We start from the raw sequence: 13,806 nt of genomic DNA, 5'->3' as shown, positions 1-13,806 counted from the left end.
AGAAGAATTGATTGGGACTTTGAGAAACAAGGAGCTTAGTCTATGCCACGGATACGCTGGTACGGTCCATCGGTTGTGTTATTGTTAACGGTTTTGGTGACGATGGTTGCGGGGCCTGGGATTGTGAGGTCGCTGGCTTATGCTGAGACCGAGGCGCGGATTCAATTGATCCAAAATAATCTGTCGCAGTCCGAAGCGTTACAGACGTTGTCTGAATCGTTTACGCAGGTTGCGGAGGTGGTTGAGCCATCGGTTGTGCATATTGAGATTTTGGGCAAGCAAAGATCACGAAGTATGCGTGGTGGACGTATGGCGCCGTTCGGACAGATGCCGGAGGAGTTCCGAAAATTCTTCCCGGAACTTGAACAGCAGGCGCCCGAAGAACGCGGCGGGGATGATAATTTTGAAGAATACAACCCGCAATTGCCGGTGGGTAATGGTTCGGGATGGGTGTATGACAATGAAGGTCATATCATTACGAACAACCATGTGGTGGCGAACGCTGAGAAGATTCGTGTGAGGTTCCGTAATGGTGATCGCTATGATGCTGAGGTTGTTGGGACGGATGCAAAAACTGATATCGCGGTGCTGAAGGTACAAGCGGGAAGTTTGTATCCGGCGAAGCTGACATCGAAACCAGTCAAGCAAGGTGAGATTGTTTTCGCGTTTGGCTCGCCGTTCCGGTTTGAGTTTTCGATGACGCAAGGGATTGTGTCGGCGACGGGGCGCAAGAATTTGAACATTATTGGGAACGGTGGGTATGAGAACTTCATTCAGACGGATGCGGCGATTAACCCGGGGAATTCGGGTGGGCCGCTGACGAACATTTACGGTGAAGTTGTGGGGATGAATACAGCGATTGCGTCGAGAACTGGTGGATTTAATGGTTTGGGCTTTGCGATTCCGACAGACATGGTGAAGCGAATTGTGACACAGATCATTGAGAAAGGTTCTGTATCACGGGGTTATTTGGGGATTATGTTGCCGAGCGAGGAGTTATCTCCGAACTTGGCGAAGTCGTTTGGTTTTGAAGGTGAAAGTGGCGTGCTTGTAAACGATGTTGTGCCTGACGGGCCGGCGGCGAAAGCGGGTTTGAAACGCGGCGATATCGTTACAAAGATTAATGATGTGCCGATTACCAATATTGACCAGCTTAGAAATGTTGTGGCTTCATTCTCACCTAATACCAAGATAGACGTGACTTATTATCGTCAAGGCCAAGGTGAGCAGGTGACATCGATTGAGTTGGCAGAATTGCCGACGAACATGATCGCCAGGTCGAATGAACTCGAAGATGAAGCGGCGGTTGAGACTGAAACGTCGAAGGGTTCGGAGATGCTGAAGAAATTTGGCTTGACGGGCTTGCAGACTTTTAGTGAGGAATTGGCAGAACGTTATGGTTTGAAGTTTGAGCCGGGCGTTTTGGTGAAGTCGGTGAGAAGCGGGTCTGTTGCTGCGATCGAGGGATTGGGTACGCGAGCACCGATGATTATCACGCATGTCATGGGCGATCCTGTAACGAGTGTGAGTGAACTCGCTGAAGAGATTTCGAAGCATGATCCGACGGCAGGGATCCGCCTGTCGATCGCGATCTGGGATAAAGAATCTGAGGAATATATAAATACTTACGAATTCCTCGAACTTTCATCTGAGTGATGCGTATTAACTGATGAAGTGAAAGTTTCCTCCTAGAAAGTTGAACGTGTGAATACCTCTCCGAAACGGGCTGCCTCTCCTCAGCCCGTTTTCTTATGCGCTGATTTAATTCGAATCGACCAACGCCCTATTTGCCTTTTTGCCTACTGTTGAATTGGCATTAATTTCTGCAAAGTCATATTGAAAGATGGTTAATTCGTGGTATTTTAGAAATATCTTATGTTCATCAGTTCAGTGTAAAAGATTAACTATCCTGATTTTGAGTGACAGTTGAGAGGAGAGGCTGTGGGTACAGAAAGAAAATGCACCAATTTGACTAGTTGCCTGCCTGGGGTGTTGTGTTTTGCTATTTTTAGTGGATTCGGTGTATGCGGAGAGGCGATAGCGATATCGCCAACGGAGGCATTGGCGATAAGCCGAGAAGCGCAATACAGCACGATGCCGTATCGGATATTTGATGCGACAGAGGCGAGTGCAGACAACAAGGTGCCGTTGATCATATTTATGCACGGTTCGGGCGAGCTGCGATCGTGGATACCAAGTAGCCAGATCAATAAGAAACATATCAATTGGAGCATGACGCCGATTGTCGACAAATCGCGAACAACGGCGTTTAACTCGTATGTTGTGGCGCCGAATCATGATTCGCGGAATGGGGAGCTGGATGCGGGATTTGTGGAGCATTTGCTGGCGACGTTGCCGAATGTTGATTCGAAGCGGGTGTATGTGACAGGGCTGAGCGCGGGGGGTATTGGGACACTGATTCAGAGTCATGAAAACCCGAACTTGATAGCGGGCGGCGTAGCGTTGGGTAGTCAGTACAAGGATTTCATTCCGGAGCTTGGCGCGTCGGGTGTGCCGCTATGGCTTTTCCATGGTGAGGATGATGGCACATTCAACTATAACCAGATTGACAAGATGTATTCGACGTTGAAGGCGAACGGGTCACCGAGCCGGTATACGTTGAAGAATAATATTGGCCACTCGAATTGGAGCGATATTTATAATGACTCGTATTCGAGTCAGTATGTTGGCGGACATGCACGGGATCTGGGTAAGGATACGATCTGGGAATGGTTGTTTAACCAGAATTTGGATGTTCGGAATAATGAGCCTCGCGGGTTACTGGAAGGGGAAAAAATTCGCATTGATTTTGGGCCTAGATCGAAGTACACGAAAGATAGTTCAACGGGCAAGGATTCTGTGGAAGTACTGATGTCTGGGAAGCTTGATGCGGCAGATAATCATTGGAATGATGCGGTGGCAGATAGCGTAGGCGCGGCTGGAAGCGTGCTAAACGTGACGTCGAATACGACGGGCGAATTGACGAAGGTTGGGCTTGAGATTGTGGACGGGTTTAGCTACTGGGATAGCAAAGGCGAAGCAGGCTCATCATTGTTTGGCGACTTGAAGATGCGCGACACATGGTATGTTGACAAGAACAAGACGGCGTCGTTTAAGCTCACGGGGCTGGAAGCTGGCGGGCATTACAGGCTGCTGCTGACGGGTTCGCAACACGGGTACTCGTATACGGATGATTACGAGACAGAGTTCACGGTGAATGGCGAAAAGACCTGGTACGATGCGAATGATAACCTGAGTGATTTCGCTGAGTATGCGGATCTTATGGCGGATGAGAATGGAGAATTGCTGGTTGAGGTGATGGCCAGTAGCCGAACTGGTAATAAGGTTGGCTATCTTGGAGCGTTGGAGTTGGAAGCATTGAGCGTGCCTGAACCGGGGGCCGGGTTGTTGATGTTGGCGATGAGCGGGCTGCTTTGGCGGCGGCGTTGATCTGAATCTGATGTGCGAAATGAAAACTTGAGAGCTGGCCCGATGAAAAATCGGGTCAGTTTTTTGACCGGGTCGAGGCAGGATGGAGAGGCATGAAGAAAGGGGTTCGGAGGGGATTGATGGTAGACCTAGCAGGGGTGATTGAATTACAATCTTGGCATGAATGCAAGTGAAGGAATGGACTCAGTGAATAAGCATGGTTCACAACCTCTTTTGGAGGTAAAGAACCTGAAGACGTATTTCCCGGTAAAACGTGGATTACTGCGCAAGCATGTGGGGAATGTGAAGGCTGTGGACGATGTTTCGTTCACAGTGGGGCATCAGGAAACGGTGGGGCTTGTGGGGGAATCGGGGTGCGGCAAGTCAACGGTAGGCAGGACGATATTAAGGTTGATCCCGGCAACCCATGGGGAAGTTAGTTTTAACGGGGAGGACGTGCTGGGGACAAGCAGTGGGCGGATGAAACAGCTGCGACGTGAGATGCAGATGATTTTCCAGGATCCAGTGGGGAGCTTGAATCCGAGGATGACAATCAGGCGGATCATTGGTGAGCCGATGCAGGTACATAAGGTCGCAAGTGGGTCGGAGTTGGATGATCGGATTGCGGTATTGCTGGAGAAATGTGGGATGTTGCCGGAGCATATGTACCGGTATCCGCATGAGTTTTCAGGGGGTCAACGGCAGCGGATTGGGATCGCGAGGGCACTTGCGCTAAATCCGAAGTTTATAGTGTGTGATGAGCCTGTGAGTGCGCTTGATGTTTCGGTGCAGAGCCAAATTTTGAACTTGCTGGCTGACTTACAGGAAGAGTTTGGGCTGAGCTATCTGTTTATCGCGCATAATCTGGCGGTGGTGGAGCATTTCTGCGACCGGATTGCGGTGATGTACTTGGGGCGGATTGTTGAGATGGCGGATCGTGATACGTTGTATGCAAACCCGATACATCCGTACACGAAGGCGCTTTTGAGTGCCGCACCGAGTCCTGACCCGAGAAGGAAAAAACAGCGGATTATGTTGCTGGGCGATGTGCCGAGCCCGATCAGTTTATTTGAGGATGAGAAGAAACTAGCAGCGGATATTGCGGCAGGGAACATTGAAGAAATGTCTGAAGAAGAGAAAGCAGAAAGGGCTGCAGAAGCTAGTGATGATATTGAGATTGTGACAAGAAAGCGATTGCTGGATCGGCCGCCGCTGGTTGAAGTTGAGAATGGGCATTGGGTGAGTCAGCGCGCCTAAAACAATAGAATGCGCCATTTTTTTGGGATTGGAAGTCAAAGTATGGGGCATAAATTAAGCGCAATTCCGCTGATGATTTTTGGGACGTTGTGGTGTGGATTTATTGGATTCTTCATTTGGATGGCTGGGCCAAACATGTATTGGCAAGTCATGGCGGAGGGTTTTCCGACAACGCCAGGGATTGTGACAAGTAGCAACATTGATGTTGATAGCGATAGCTACCGCGCGAAAATTGTGTTTGAATATGAGGTGAATGGAAAAGCATACGAAAGTGACACATATCGTTTTGGAACGATCGGCACTTCTAATTCGGGTACGTCTAAAGCGGTAAAAAAGAGATTTCCAGCGGGTCAAGAGGTGACGGTTTATTATGATGCGAATGATCCAGAGCGTGCGGTGCTGGTGACAGGACTGCAAAAAGTGGATTATGTGCTGTGCATTTTTTTGATGCCATTTGTATGCGTGGGAATCGGGATATGGCTTGGGGTATCGAAGATCCTGTTTGGCAAATCGTATAATAGTAGTGGTGGCGTTAAGGTAAAAGAAAATGGGGATGAGGTTGTTGCAGAATTTGAACGCACGCCGGGGGTTGCGGTGGCGTTGATCATTATGGGTGCGAGTGGTTTTGTTGGTGCGTTTTTATTTGGCTTTGCAGGCGATGCGTTGCCTTTGATTGCGGCACAGGGTTATTTTGCCCTATTGGTTGGTGGCGGTTTGTATGCTGGAGTGTCGAAGACAATTAAGAACCGAATGACGCCACGGCAGTTGGTGTTTGATGTGTATCGGGACAAATTTCGGTTTACCTATGGGGAGCATACGGAATGGATGGATTTTGATCAGATTCGGAGCATACATTATCAAAGAGACAAGAAGCGGAAATCTTCGCGAGATTTTAGTGTGGATCTGACGCTGAAGTATGTGGCGAATGATGGGGAAGAGGTTGAACGGAAGTTAACAAGTGCGAAGAACACGGATACCGCGATGAGGTGGATTGAATACGTGTGCAAGCTGACAGGATTTGATCCGATCAGGGAGCGGGTTGTTAAGACAAAGCCGATGAAGGAAGCCTGAAACTGGGACGTAGAAATTGCCTGCGGTGGGGGATTGGGTTAGTATGTTGAACCTTCAAGCCCTGGTGATGTACCTCGGCTGAACCGTCAATGGTCACGCAAGTCATGGTTTTGGGCGGATTTATAAGAATCCTATCATGACGACCCTGCCCCGTTTTACGGCCAGAAATTGCCATTTATCGTGGCGAGATTGGGCTGGTGAGCAGGAAATTTTGCCCTCCGGAGACACCGAAATGGTTAGATTACGTTTGACTCGTATGGGTCGCACCCACAGTCCTTACTACCGTATTTGTGCAATGGACTCACGTTCAGCACGCGACAGTCGGGCGATCGAATATTTAGGTCAGTACGATCCTTGCAACAAGGACGAAGAGAAGCAGATCAACGTAAACGTTGAGCGTGCACAGTACTGGATCTCAGTTGGTGCTCAGCCATCGGAAACGGTTGCAAGTATCTTGAAGAAGGCTGGCGTTGATCCGACGCCGGGCAAGAAGGCCTAAGTGCCTGCTTGAGCTTCCAGTTGGAAGTTAAACGAAAATTAAGAACGCTCGGCTGCGAAGTCGGGCGTTTTTTGTTGCGGTGCTAGTGCTAGTGGCTAGTCCTAGAATGGACGCAAGCGAGGCGGTTAGAAGCATGCAAAGAAGAAATGGATTGATTAACGCCATGCCGCGCATGGCAAACAGAGGAAGACTAATCGTTGCAAACACAATCATTTTCGTTTTCAGGCATCTTCTCTAAGATCTCCTGTTGAATCATGCTAATCAGCTTAGCTTCAAGTTGCTTATCTCGTATCGAAAATAGCATAGAGAAAGGATGCTCTGCGGCATTAATTTTCAAACTACATTGCTTGGGTTTTGCGTACTTTTTTTCTTGTATATGAGCAGAGATTACTGTGGTATCGAAAAAAGTTGTGCCATAGGTCGGAATTCTGATATATCCCGTATTTTTATCAAAGTGACTGGTAAATTTATACTCACCTAAAAGACCTGTGCTTGACATCTGACGGGAAGTTGTGGGGCCCAAAAAAGTTTCCTCACGAAGCACAATTTCAGTTGCCTGCCAAACCTGATCATAGGAAGCAGTAAAAGTTGCTTGGGTGCTACATGCTGTAAAAGGAAATAGCACAAATATGCATAGTAGAAACAACGCTGAATGGCGGATACAAAACTTGTACATAATTTAATTATAAAAAGCAGTAATATGCTTGCATACTAAAGCATGCAATCATTGAAAATGGACTGAGAGTATTGATAAGAGTAGGCTACAGCTATGAGAATTGATATTTGCACATTGTTTCCAGAGATGTTTGAAGGGGTACTGGGTAGTTCGATCTTGAAGCGGGCGGCTGAGCCTGTGGTTGATAAATCGGACGGCTCGGTGAGGGAGGCGGTATGCTCGTATCACACGTGGAATATTAGGGACTACACGACGAACCGGCATCAAAAAGTAGATCAGCCGCCGTATGGTGGCGGGCCGGGAATGGTGATTCAGTGCCAACCGGTGTTTGATTGCGTCAATGCGGTACGTGAAGTGAAGGGTGATGATGGGGTTGTGCTACCGAAGGGGAGATTGATTCACCTGACGCCGCAAGGGAAGGTGTGGGATCAGAAGATGGCGGAGGAGATGGCAAAGGAAGAGCGAGTCATTTTTCTGGCGGGGCATTACGAAGCAATTGATCAACGGGTCATCGACGAGTTAGAGCCAGTGGAAGTTTCGATCGGTGATTATGTATTGAGTGGTGGGGAGTTGGCGGCGATGGTGATGATTGACTCGATCGTGCGATTGATTCCGGGTGCGCTTGGGCATGAAGAGAGTGCGCATCAGGATTCGTTTTCGGAGGGGGCTAATCGGTTATTAGATTGCTCTCACTATACGAGGCCAGCGACGTGGGAAGGCCGAGAGGTGCCGAGCGTGTTGATGTCGGGGAATCATGCGAAGATTGAGGCATGGCGCCGCGAGGAAGCGCTACAGAATACGAAGGCAAGACGGCCTGATTTACTCGGTGAGGCGGAGTCGCGCGATGATTGAGCGACTGAATGCTCATCGATCGTTTGATGACTTATGCAGAAATCGTATGTATTTAATGAATCGGCATGTTCAGTCTTGAGAGTGTTTTGACATGTGATTGGGGCAAAATGCAGTGGATTAATAATGCTACAGCATAAGGATTAAAAACTGTTTTTTCTTTTAATGTTAAATTCATCGCAATCGTTTTCGAAAGAGCTAAGCTGATGCGTTGGGTTTAGGTAAGAATGGTTTTTAAAACTATGCCCTTGATCATTACGGCGATTGCCTTGCAGCTGTTGTGAGCCATGTTGTCAATACCTCTTGAATTAAGAAGCAAATAATGCCTGTAGCAAAGCGTGTGGAAGCGGCTCGGCCGCGACGCGGTGGGATTGAATGGGGAAATTTGAATTGGGTCGTGATTACGGGATTGGGTGGGATGCATTTACTCGCGTTATTAGCATTATTGCCATGGGCGTTCTCGTGGAGTGGGTTGGTGCTGATGGCTGTGCTGATGTGGTTGAGTGGAGGGATCGGGATCAATTTGTGCTATCACAGGCTGATGACTCACCGATCATTCAAGACGCCCATATGGTTTGAACGGGTTTTGTTGCTGGTAGCATCGCTGGCATGGCAGGGAGGGCCGGTACAGTGGGTTGGTGTACACCGGTTACATCACAAGCATTCGGATGGCGATGCGGATCCGCATAGCCCGAGACATGGTTTCACATGGGCGCATATTTTGTGGATGTTGCATCGCGAAATCGAGGGTGTAAAGGGCGAAGATGCGGCCAAAGATTTAATGCGTGATGGGTTTGTTAGACGACTGAACGCATGGTTTTGGTTGCCACAGTTTGGATTGATGGTGGCCCTTATGGGGTTGGGATGGTTGTGGGGAGGATGGGTGCTCGGGCTATCGTGGGTGATCTGGGCGGTTGGTGCGAGAACTGTGGTTATCTTTCACATTACCTGGTTCGTGAACTCTGCAACACATACATGGGGGTATCAGAATTTCAAGGAAACGGGAGAAGATTCGACGAATCTTTGGTGGCTGGCGTTGTTGTCATTTGGCGAGGGTTGGCATAATAACCACCATGCACAGCCACGATCAGCGGCACATGGGATGCGGTGGTTTGAATGGGACATGACATACTGGACGATCAAAATTCTTTCATGGGTTGGGCTTGCAAAAGAGATCCACCAACCCGACTTAAAGAAAATGAGTTGAGATAAAGACAAGAATGATGCAATGCGATGAATTTCTCTTGCGAGAAAAGAGGCGAACCGAGAAGATAATGACAGTTTAGAGCTGTCATTTTTCATTGTTGAGGAGCATGAAATGAATTGCCCGAAGTGCGAAGGTGTGATGCAGACGGTGTCGATTGGCGATGTGGATGTAGATCGCTGCGATAGCTGCAAGGGGATATGGTTTGATGCGTTGGAGTATGAGAAGGTGAAGGGTATGAAAGAGGCTGGGGAGCTGGTGGATAGTGGTGATGCGGGTGTTGGGCGGATGCATAATACGGAACGTGAGGTGAAGTGTCCGAAGTGTCACACGCTGATGGTGGGGATGTCGCTCCATGACCAGCCGCACATTCAGTACGAGATGTGCTCATTATGTGGCGGGATGTATTTGGATGCTGGCGAATTTAAGGATTCGGTGGAGGTGACATTTTCGGAGTACCTGCGTGGGATGCTGAAGCCGCGAGAATAGAAGGCTGTGTGTAGGATGGGAGCATGAATGATTGAAAAGGATCGGGGATTGGTTGTGCAGTGCTGGGGAAAAGGGGGTGTGATTGTGCGGAAGATGGGGATGAAATGGGTGATTGGGGATAGTTGGCTAGTGGCTGAACGCTTTTGAGAGGGCTGGATTGAGAGCGGATTCGACAGAGCGGGGAGAAGTAGCTAGACTATTTGGCTCGACATGAGGGTGGCGGTGCGGTTTTCCGCAGCGGGAACCGAATAAAATACGTAAACAATTTACTAGCAACGAGATAACGTCATGAGCGACGCCATTATCAAAGCAGTTGAAGAAAAACAGATCCGCACGGATCTTCCCAACGTATCCGTCGGTGACACGGTGGATGTACACGTGAAAATTATTGAGGGCGCGAAAGAGCGTATTCAGGTTTTCTCGGGCGTTGTGATCAAGATTCAAAGCGGTGGAATGAATCGTACATTCACGGTTCGCCGCATTGTGGCGAATGAGGGCGTTGAAAGAACGTTCCCATTCAACAGCCCACGTATCGACAAGATCGACATTGTTCGTTCTGGTCATACTCGCCGTGCGAAGCTTTATTACCTGCGTGACCGCGTTGGTAAGAAACGCCGCTTGCGTGACCGCCGCAGAGGCTTGGGTCGTGCAACGGTTGAAGCGGCAACAAAGGCTGCTGAATAAGCTCATTAGCGGCTTATACAACTATTGCCAAGAGCAGCCCTGATTACATTGCATCGTGATGTAAAATATTGGGACACAACTGCAACAAAACGACAATTCCAGCCCTGAGCGGCAAGCTCAGGGCTGTTGTATTATGTTGATAGCTGTCTAACAGGTGACAATGATTGGGATCACGGGGCGGGCGACCAATTGGAGCAACAAAAAGATGAGTGAGAAGCAAGCTCAAAACAATCAGAAGCAACAGAAGCAGGGCAAAGGCGGGAAACAGGAAGTCAGTAAGAGCACGTCTGAATTGCTGGCAGATCGCCGAGCAAAGCTGGTCAAACTACGTGACGATTTTGGGATTGACCCATACGGGCAACGGACCGATGGCTTGATGACAGTGAAGGCTGCTAGAGATGCTTACGATGCAGAAGCGGACGCAGCACATAAAGAGAATGCTGAGGTCGATAATCGGCCTATCGTCAAAATCGCGGGACGTGTGATACAGCACAGAGTGATGGGGAACCTGATCTTTATGTCACTGCGTGATGCCACGGGCGATATTCAGGTCGCGGTTTCAAAGAAGATGGTGGGCGCCCCAACATTCAAATTAGCGAGAGCTACTGATCTATCTGACATTGTTCATGCGGAGGGGCCGTTGGCGACAACGAAGACGGGTGAAATTTCTGTTTGGGCGACCAAAGCTGAAGAAGTTGAAACGGGTGGATACTCGGTACTCACCAAATCACTCGCCCTGCCCCCGGGCAAATTCCACGGCCTACAGGATCAGGAAACACGGTACCGCAAGCGATATGTTGATTTGTATACGAATCCTGATGTCATGCAGACCATGGTGAAGCGTAGTGAGATCGTTAAGGGTGTTCGCGATTTCCTGACAGACCCTCCGGCCGAGAGCGGTATCAGTGGCGGGTTTCTGGAAGTCGAAACGCCTATGATGCAATCGATGGCTGGCGGAGCGGCGGCGAGGCCGTTTGCGACACATCACAATGCTCTGGATATTGAACTATTTTTGCGAATTGCACCGGAGCTTTACCTCAAGCGATTGCTTGTAGGTGGTATGCATCGCGTATTCGAAATCAATCGCAATTTCCGAAATGAAGGTTTGAGTCCGAGACACAATCCTGAGTTCACAATGCTTGAGTTGTACGAAGCATTTGGCGATCTCTACTCGATCATGAACCTTGTCGAAAAAACCTTCCAACATATCGCTGAAAATGTCTGCGGCGGCATGAAACGTATGTTCGGTGATCTTGAAATCGACTACTCAAACTTCCGTCGCGCGAAGTATCTGGATTTGTTTGAAGAACACAATGGGTTCTCGCACAAAGATCATGAGAAGCTGATTGAAAAAGCGAAGAAGCTGAGCATCGATACGGATGAGATTGTCGATCATGACCAGCTGCTGAATGCGGTATGGGAAGAGACGGTTGAGGAACATCTGATTCAGCCAACGTTTGTGATTGATTATCCTGCGAGCTTGTGCCCACTTACAAAGCGCAAGCCGGATGAGCCTGAGATTGCAGAACGATTTGAATTGTTTATCGCAAAAATGGAATTGGCGAATGCATATACGGAACTGAATGATCCGGATGTGCAGGAAGCAAACTTCACACAGCAGATTGATGGGATTGACGACGAGGAGTCAACGTTCAGAAATGTGGATCATGACTTCTTAGAGGCTTTGAAGGTGGGGATGCCGCCGGCTGGCGGGTTAGGGATTGGAATTGACCGCATGGTGATGCTGATGACGAACCAGCAATCCATACGGGATGTGATCTTGTTCCCATTGATGCGGCCTACACAGGCGTCCCAATAAAATACCAATCTTAATCATACTCAGAAGGGTCGTCTGGCCCTTCTTTTTTTATGTATGATGTGACGCTATCGGGTGAATAAGGAAGTATGATGGTGATAATGGGGAATGGACGATTAAATGGAAGCGTATAGATCGCAAATGACGCAGGAAACGTCCTGATAAGTGAGGGGTGACGGCAGGTACGATCATTAGAGTAGGTATAGGAACATGTACAAAGTATTGCTGGTATTAAAATACTTGCGGCGTAAATTAGCGCCGATGTTTGCTGCGCTTGCGGTAACAATGTGCACGATGATGGTGATCATTGTGATTAGTGTTATGGGGGGCTTCTTTGACATGCTGAGCAAGAGTGCTCAGAAGCTGAGTGGTGATGTTACGGTCACGGCGTTTACGCTAACAGGGTTTCCGTACTATAAAGATGTGATTGATGAAGTGAATCAGTTAAAGGAAGTTGAAGCTGCGACGCCGGTTATTCAATCGTATGGCTTGCTGAATCTAAAACGCGGCGGGGAGAATGGGCGAACGGGTAATACAAAAACAATTGAGGTGATGGGGATTGAGCCTGCCGGGTATTCTGAAGTTGTGAATTATGAAGATACATTGCTGTGGACTGGGCCGTCACTGGTTGCGGATCTGGAACAAGCAATTTCGTCGCAGCGTCTTCAGCTTGATAAATGGGAATCGGATGATTTAGCAGAAGCAAAGACGGCCGAAGAAAAAGAAGCAATACGTGAAGAGTTCAAGCAAAAGCGTGAGTATCTGGCTGAGGTAGAAAAACAACGAGACGGCAAGCGCAGGGGCGATGAGTTGGCCGAAATGGGCAGCAAACTTGAACCGACTAAGCAGCGATTAGATCGAGCAGGAAAAGATCTGCCGGGTATGGTGATGGGGGTGGAGGTGAACCCGTATCATATGCGTGACGCTGAGGGGAAATATCGTTATGCAAATGCGAGCGTTTATGACAATGCGGTACTGGCGCTGATGCCGATAAATGAGAAGGGTGGTATCCGTGGGGAGCCGGCGAATGCCGAGTTTGCCGTTGTCAATGAATTCAAGAGTGGTTTGTATGACATTGATGCGAACCGGGTTTATGTGCCGCTAAAGGTTTTACAAGAGAAGTTGGATATGGGGGAAGCCGAGGAATATGACCCCGATACGCTTGAGCCGACCGGAAAAATGGTGCCTGCAAGGGTAACACAGGTACTTGTAAAATCTGCACCGGGCTATACCGCGGAACAGACCGCAGAAGCTGTAAAAAAAGCAATTCGCCTCGTAGAGGATAAGCACCGTGAGATGGGGCAGATGATGCCTGTGCTTTACGCTCAAACATGGATGGAGATGCATGCTCAACTACTTGGAGCTGTGCAGAATGAAGTTGGGCTGGTTACGTTCTTGTTCGCGATCATTAGCGTGGTTGCAATCGTCATGGTCGCGACAACGTTTTACATGATTGTGCTTGAGAAAACGCGAGATATTGGCGTGCTACGAGCGATCGGGGCTTCACGGCTGGGGATCATGAATATCTATTTGGGGTATGGATTTGCCATTGGTGTTGTCGGTGCATTTTTAGGCTTGTTTTTTGCTTATGAAATCGTAACGAATCTGAATGAAATTCAAGATTGGCTGTACCAGTGGTTTGGCTGGCGAATGTGGGATCCACGAACGTATTTCTTCGATCGCATTCCAGATCAGGTTGACCCAACTAAAGCAACCTGGATTGTGCTTGGGGCAATCGCGAGCAGCGTCGTCGGGGCATTGATACCTGCGTTATTAGCTGCACGGCTGAATCCTATTGAGGCATTACGCTACGAGTAGAACTAACTTGCGAA

12 protein-coding genes are annotated in these 13,806 nt (G+C 48.7%); 11 read left to right on the top strand and 1 reads right to left on the bottom strand.

The window, feature by feature from the left end; all coding sequences use genetic code 11:
• The first annotated feature begins 42 nt into the window (after positions 1 to 42).
• The 5 genes from KS4_RS03150 (at position 43) to rpsP (ending at position 6,256) form a co-directional block, all read left to right on the top strand.
• Positions 43 to 1,656 (top strand): trypsin-like peptidase domain-containing protein, encoded by a 1,614-nt coding sequence (locus KS4_RS03150; protein ID WP_145074508.1) that lies wholly within the window; start codon positions 43 to 45, stop codon positions 1,654 to 1,656.
• Positions 1,657 to 1,941: 285 nt separating this feature from the next.
• Positions 1,942 to 3,450, top strand: coding sequence for a dienelactone hydrolase family protein (locus tag KS4_RS03145; protein ID WP_145074505.1), 1,509 nt, complete (start codon positions 1,942 to 1,944; stop codon positions 3,448 to 3,450).
• Positions 3,451 to 3,627: 177 nt separating this feature from the next.
• Positions 3,628 to 4,686: an ABC transporter ATP-binding protein gene (locus KS4_RS03140; RefSeq protein ID WP_145081395.1), complete on the top strand. Its 1,059-nt coding sequence runs from the start codon at positions 3,628 to 3,630 to the stop codon at positions 4,684 to 4,686.
• Between the two features lie 42 nt (positions 4,687 to 4,728).
• Positions 4,729 to 5,757, top strand: coding sequence for a DUF3592 domain-containing protein (locus tag KS4_RS03135; RefSeq protein ID WP_200761515.1), 1,029 nt, complete (start codon positions 4,729 to 4,731; stop codon positions 5,755 to 5,757).
• Between the two features lie 136 nt (positions 5,758 to 5,893).
• On the top strand, positions 5,894 to 6,256 hold the full coding sequence (gene rpsP, locus KS4_RS03130; protein WP_234698846.1) for a 30S ribosomal protein S16: 363 nt from the start codon (positions 5,894 to 5,896) through the stop codon (positions 6,254 to 6,256).
• A 190-nt stretch (positions 6,257 to 6,446) separates the two neighbouring features.
• Here the strand turns inward: rpsP and KS4_RS03125 are convergent, their stop codons facing one another.
• A complete protein-coding gene (locus KS4_RS03125) occupies positions 6,447 to 6,932 on the bottom strand; it encodes a hypothetical protein (RefSeq protein ID WP_145074498.1) in 486 nt (161 codons plus the stop codon).
• A gap of 93 nt (positions 6,933 to 7,025) precedes the next feature.
• Between KS4_RS03125 and trmD the strand changes: the two genes are divergently transcribed.
• From trmD to KS4_RS03095, 6 genes are all read left to right on the top strand, one after another.
• Positions 7,026 to 7,784: a tRNA (guanosine(37)-N1)-methyltransferase TrmD gene (gene trmD, locus KS4_RS03120; RefSeq protein ID WP_145074495.1), complete on the top strand. Its 759-nt coding sequence runs from the start codon at positions 7,026 to 7,028 to the stop codon at positions 7,782 to 7,784.
• A gap of 319 nt (positions 7,785 to 8,103) precedes the next feature.
• Positions 8,104 to 8,988: an acyl-CoA desaturase gene (locus KS4_RS03115; RefSeq protein WP_145074492.1), complete on the top strand. Its 885-nt coding sequence runs from the start codon at positions 8,104 to 8,106 to the stop codon at positions 8,986 to 8,988.
• A gap of 111 nt (positions 8,989 to 9,099) precedes the next feature.
• Positions 9,100 to 9,474, top strand: coding sequence for a zf-TFIIB domain-containing protein (locus KS4_RS03110; protein ID WP_145074489.1), 375 nt, complete (start codon positions 9,100 to 9,102; stop codon positions 9,472 to 9,474).
• Between the two features lie 288 nt (positions 9,475 to 9,762).
• Positions 9,763 to 10,158: a 50S ribosomal protein L19 gene (gene rplS / locus KS4_RS03105; protein ID WP_145074486.1), complete on the top strand. Its 396-nt coding sequence runs from the start codon at positions 9,763 to 9,765 to the stop codon at positions 10,156 to 10,158.
• Positions 10,159 to 10,363: 205 nt separating this feature from the next.
• Positions 10,364 to 11,977, top strand: a complete 1,614-nt coding sequence (lysS, locus tag KS4_RS03100; RefSeq protein WP_145074483.1) for a lysine--tRNA ligase — start codon at positions 10,364 to 10,366, stop codon at positions 11,975 to 11,977.
• A 207-nt stretch (positions 11,978 to 12,184) separates the two neighbouring features.
• Positions 12,185 to 13,792, top strand: coding sequence for an ABC transporter permease (locus KS4_RS03095; protein WP_145074480.1), 1,608 nt, complete (start codon positions 12,185 to 12,187; stop codon positions 13,790 to 13,792).
• Positions 13,793 to 13,806: the final 14 nt, after the last annotated feature.

It is taken from the genome of Poriferisphaera corsica (genome assembly GCF_007747445.1).
Classification (GTDB): Bacteria; Planctomycetota; Phycisphaerae; order Phycisphaerales; family Phycisphaeraceae; genus Poriferisphaera; species Poriferisphaera corsica.
Note: the sequence above shows the minus strand (reverse complement) of the source record. Positions and strands in the feature narration are given on the sequence as shown.

Excerpts from the sequence above, each read along its gene's own strand:
- KS4_RS03150 (WP_145074508.1), top strand. The coding sequence starts at position 43 with ATGCCACGGATACGCTGGTACGGTCCATCGGTTGTGTTATTGTTAACG.
- KS4_RS03140 (WP_145081395.1), top strand. The coding sequence starts at position 3,628 with ATGGACTCAGTGAATAAGCATGGTTCACAACCTCTTTTGGAGGTAAAG.
- KS4_RS03135 (WP_200761515.1), top strand. The coding sequence starts at position 4,729 with ATGGGGCATAAATTAAGCGCAATTCCGCTGATGATTTTTGGGACGTTG.
- rpsP (WP_234698846.1), top strand. The coding sequence starts at position 5,894 with ATGACGACCCTGCCCCGTTTTACGGCCAGAAATTGCCATTTATCGTGG.
- KS4_RS03125 (WP_145074498.1), bottom strand. The coding sequence starts at position 6,932 with ATGTACAAGTTTTGTATCCGCCATTCAGCGTTGTTTCTACTATGCATA.
- trmD (WP_145074495.1), top strand. The coding sequence starts at position 7,026 with ATGAGAATTGATATTTGCACATTGTTTCCAGAGATGTTTGAAGGGGTA.
- KS4_RS03115 (WP_145074492.1), top strand. The coding sequence starts at position 8,104 with ATGCCTGTAGCAAAGCGTGTGGAAGCGGCTCGGCCGCGACGCGGTGGG.
- KS4_RS03110 (WP_145074489.1), top strand. The coding sequence starts at position 9,100 with ATGAATTGCCCGAAGTGCGAAGGTGTGATGCAGACGGTGTCGATTGGC.
- rplS (WP_145074486.1), top strand. The coding sequence starts at position 9,763 with ATGAGCGACGCCATTATCAAAGCAGTTGAAGAAAAACAGATCCGCACG.
- lysS (WP_145074483.1), top strand. The coding sequence starts at position 10,364 with ATGAGTGAGAAGCAAGCTCAAAACAATCAGAAGCAACAGAAGCAGGGC.
- KS4_RS03095 (WP_145074480.1), top strand. The coding sequence starts at position 12,185 with ATGTACAAAGTATTGCTGGTATTAAAATACTTGCGGCGTAAATTAGCG.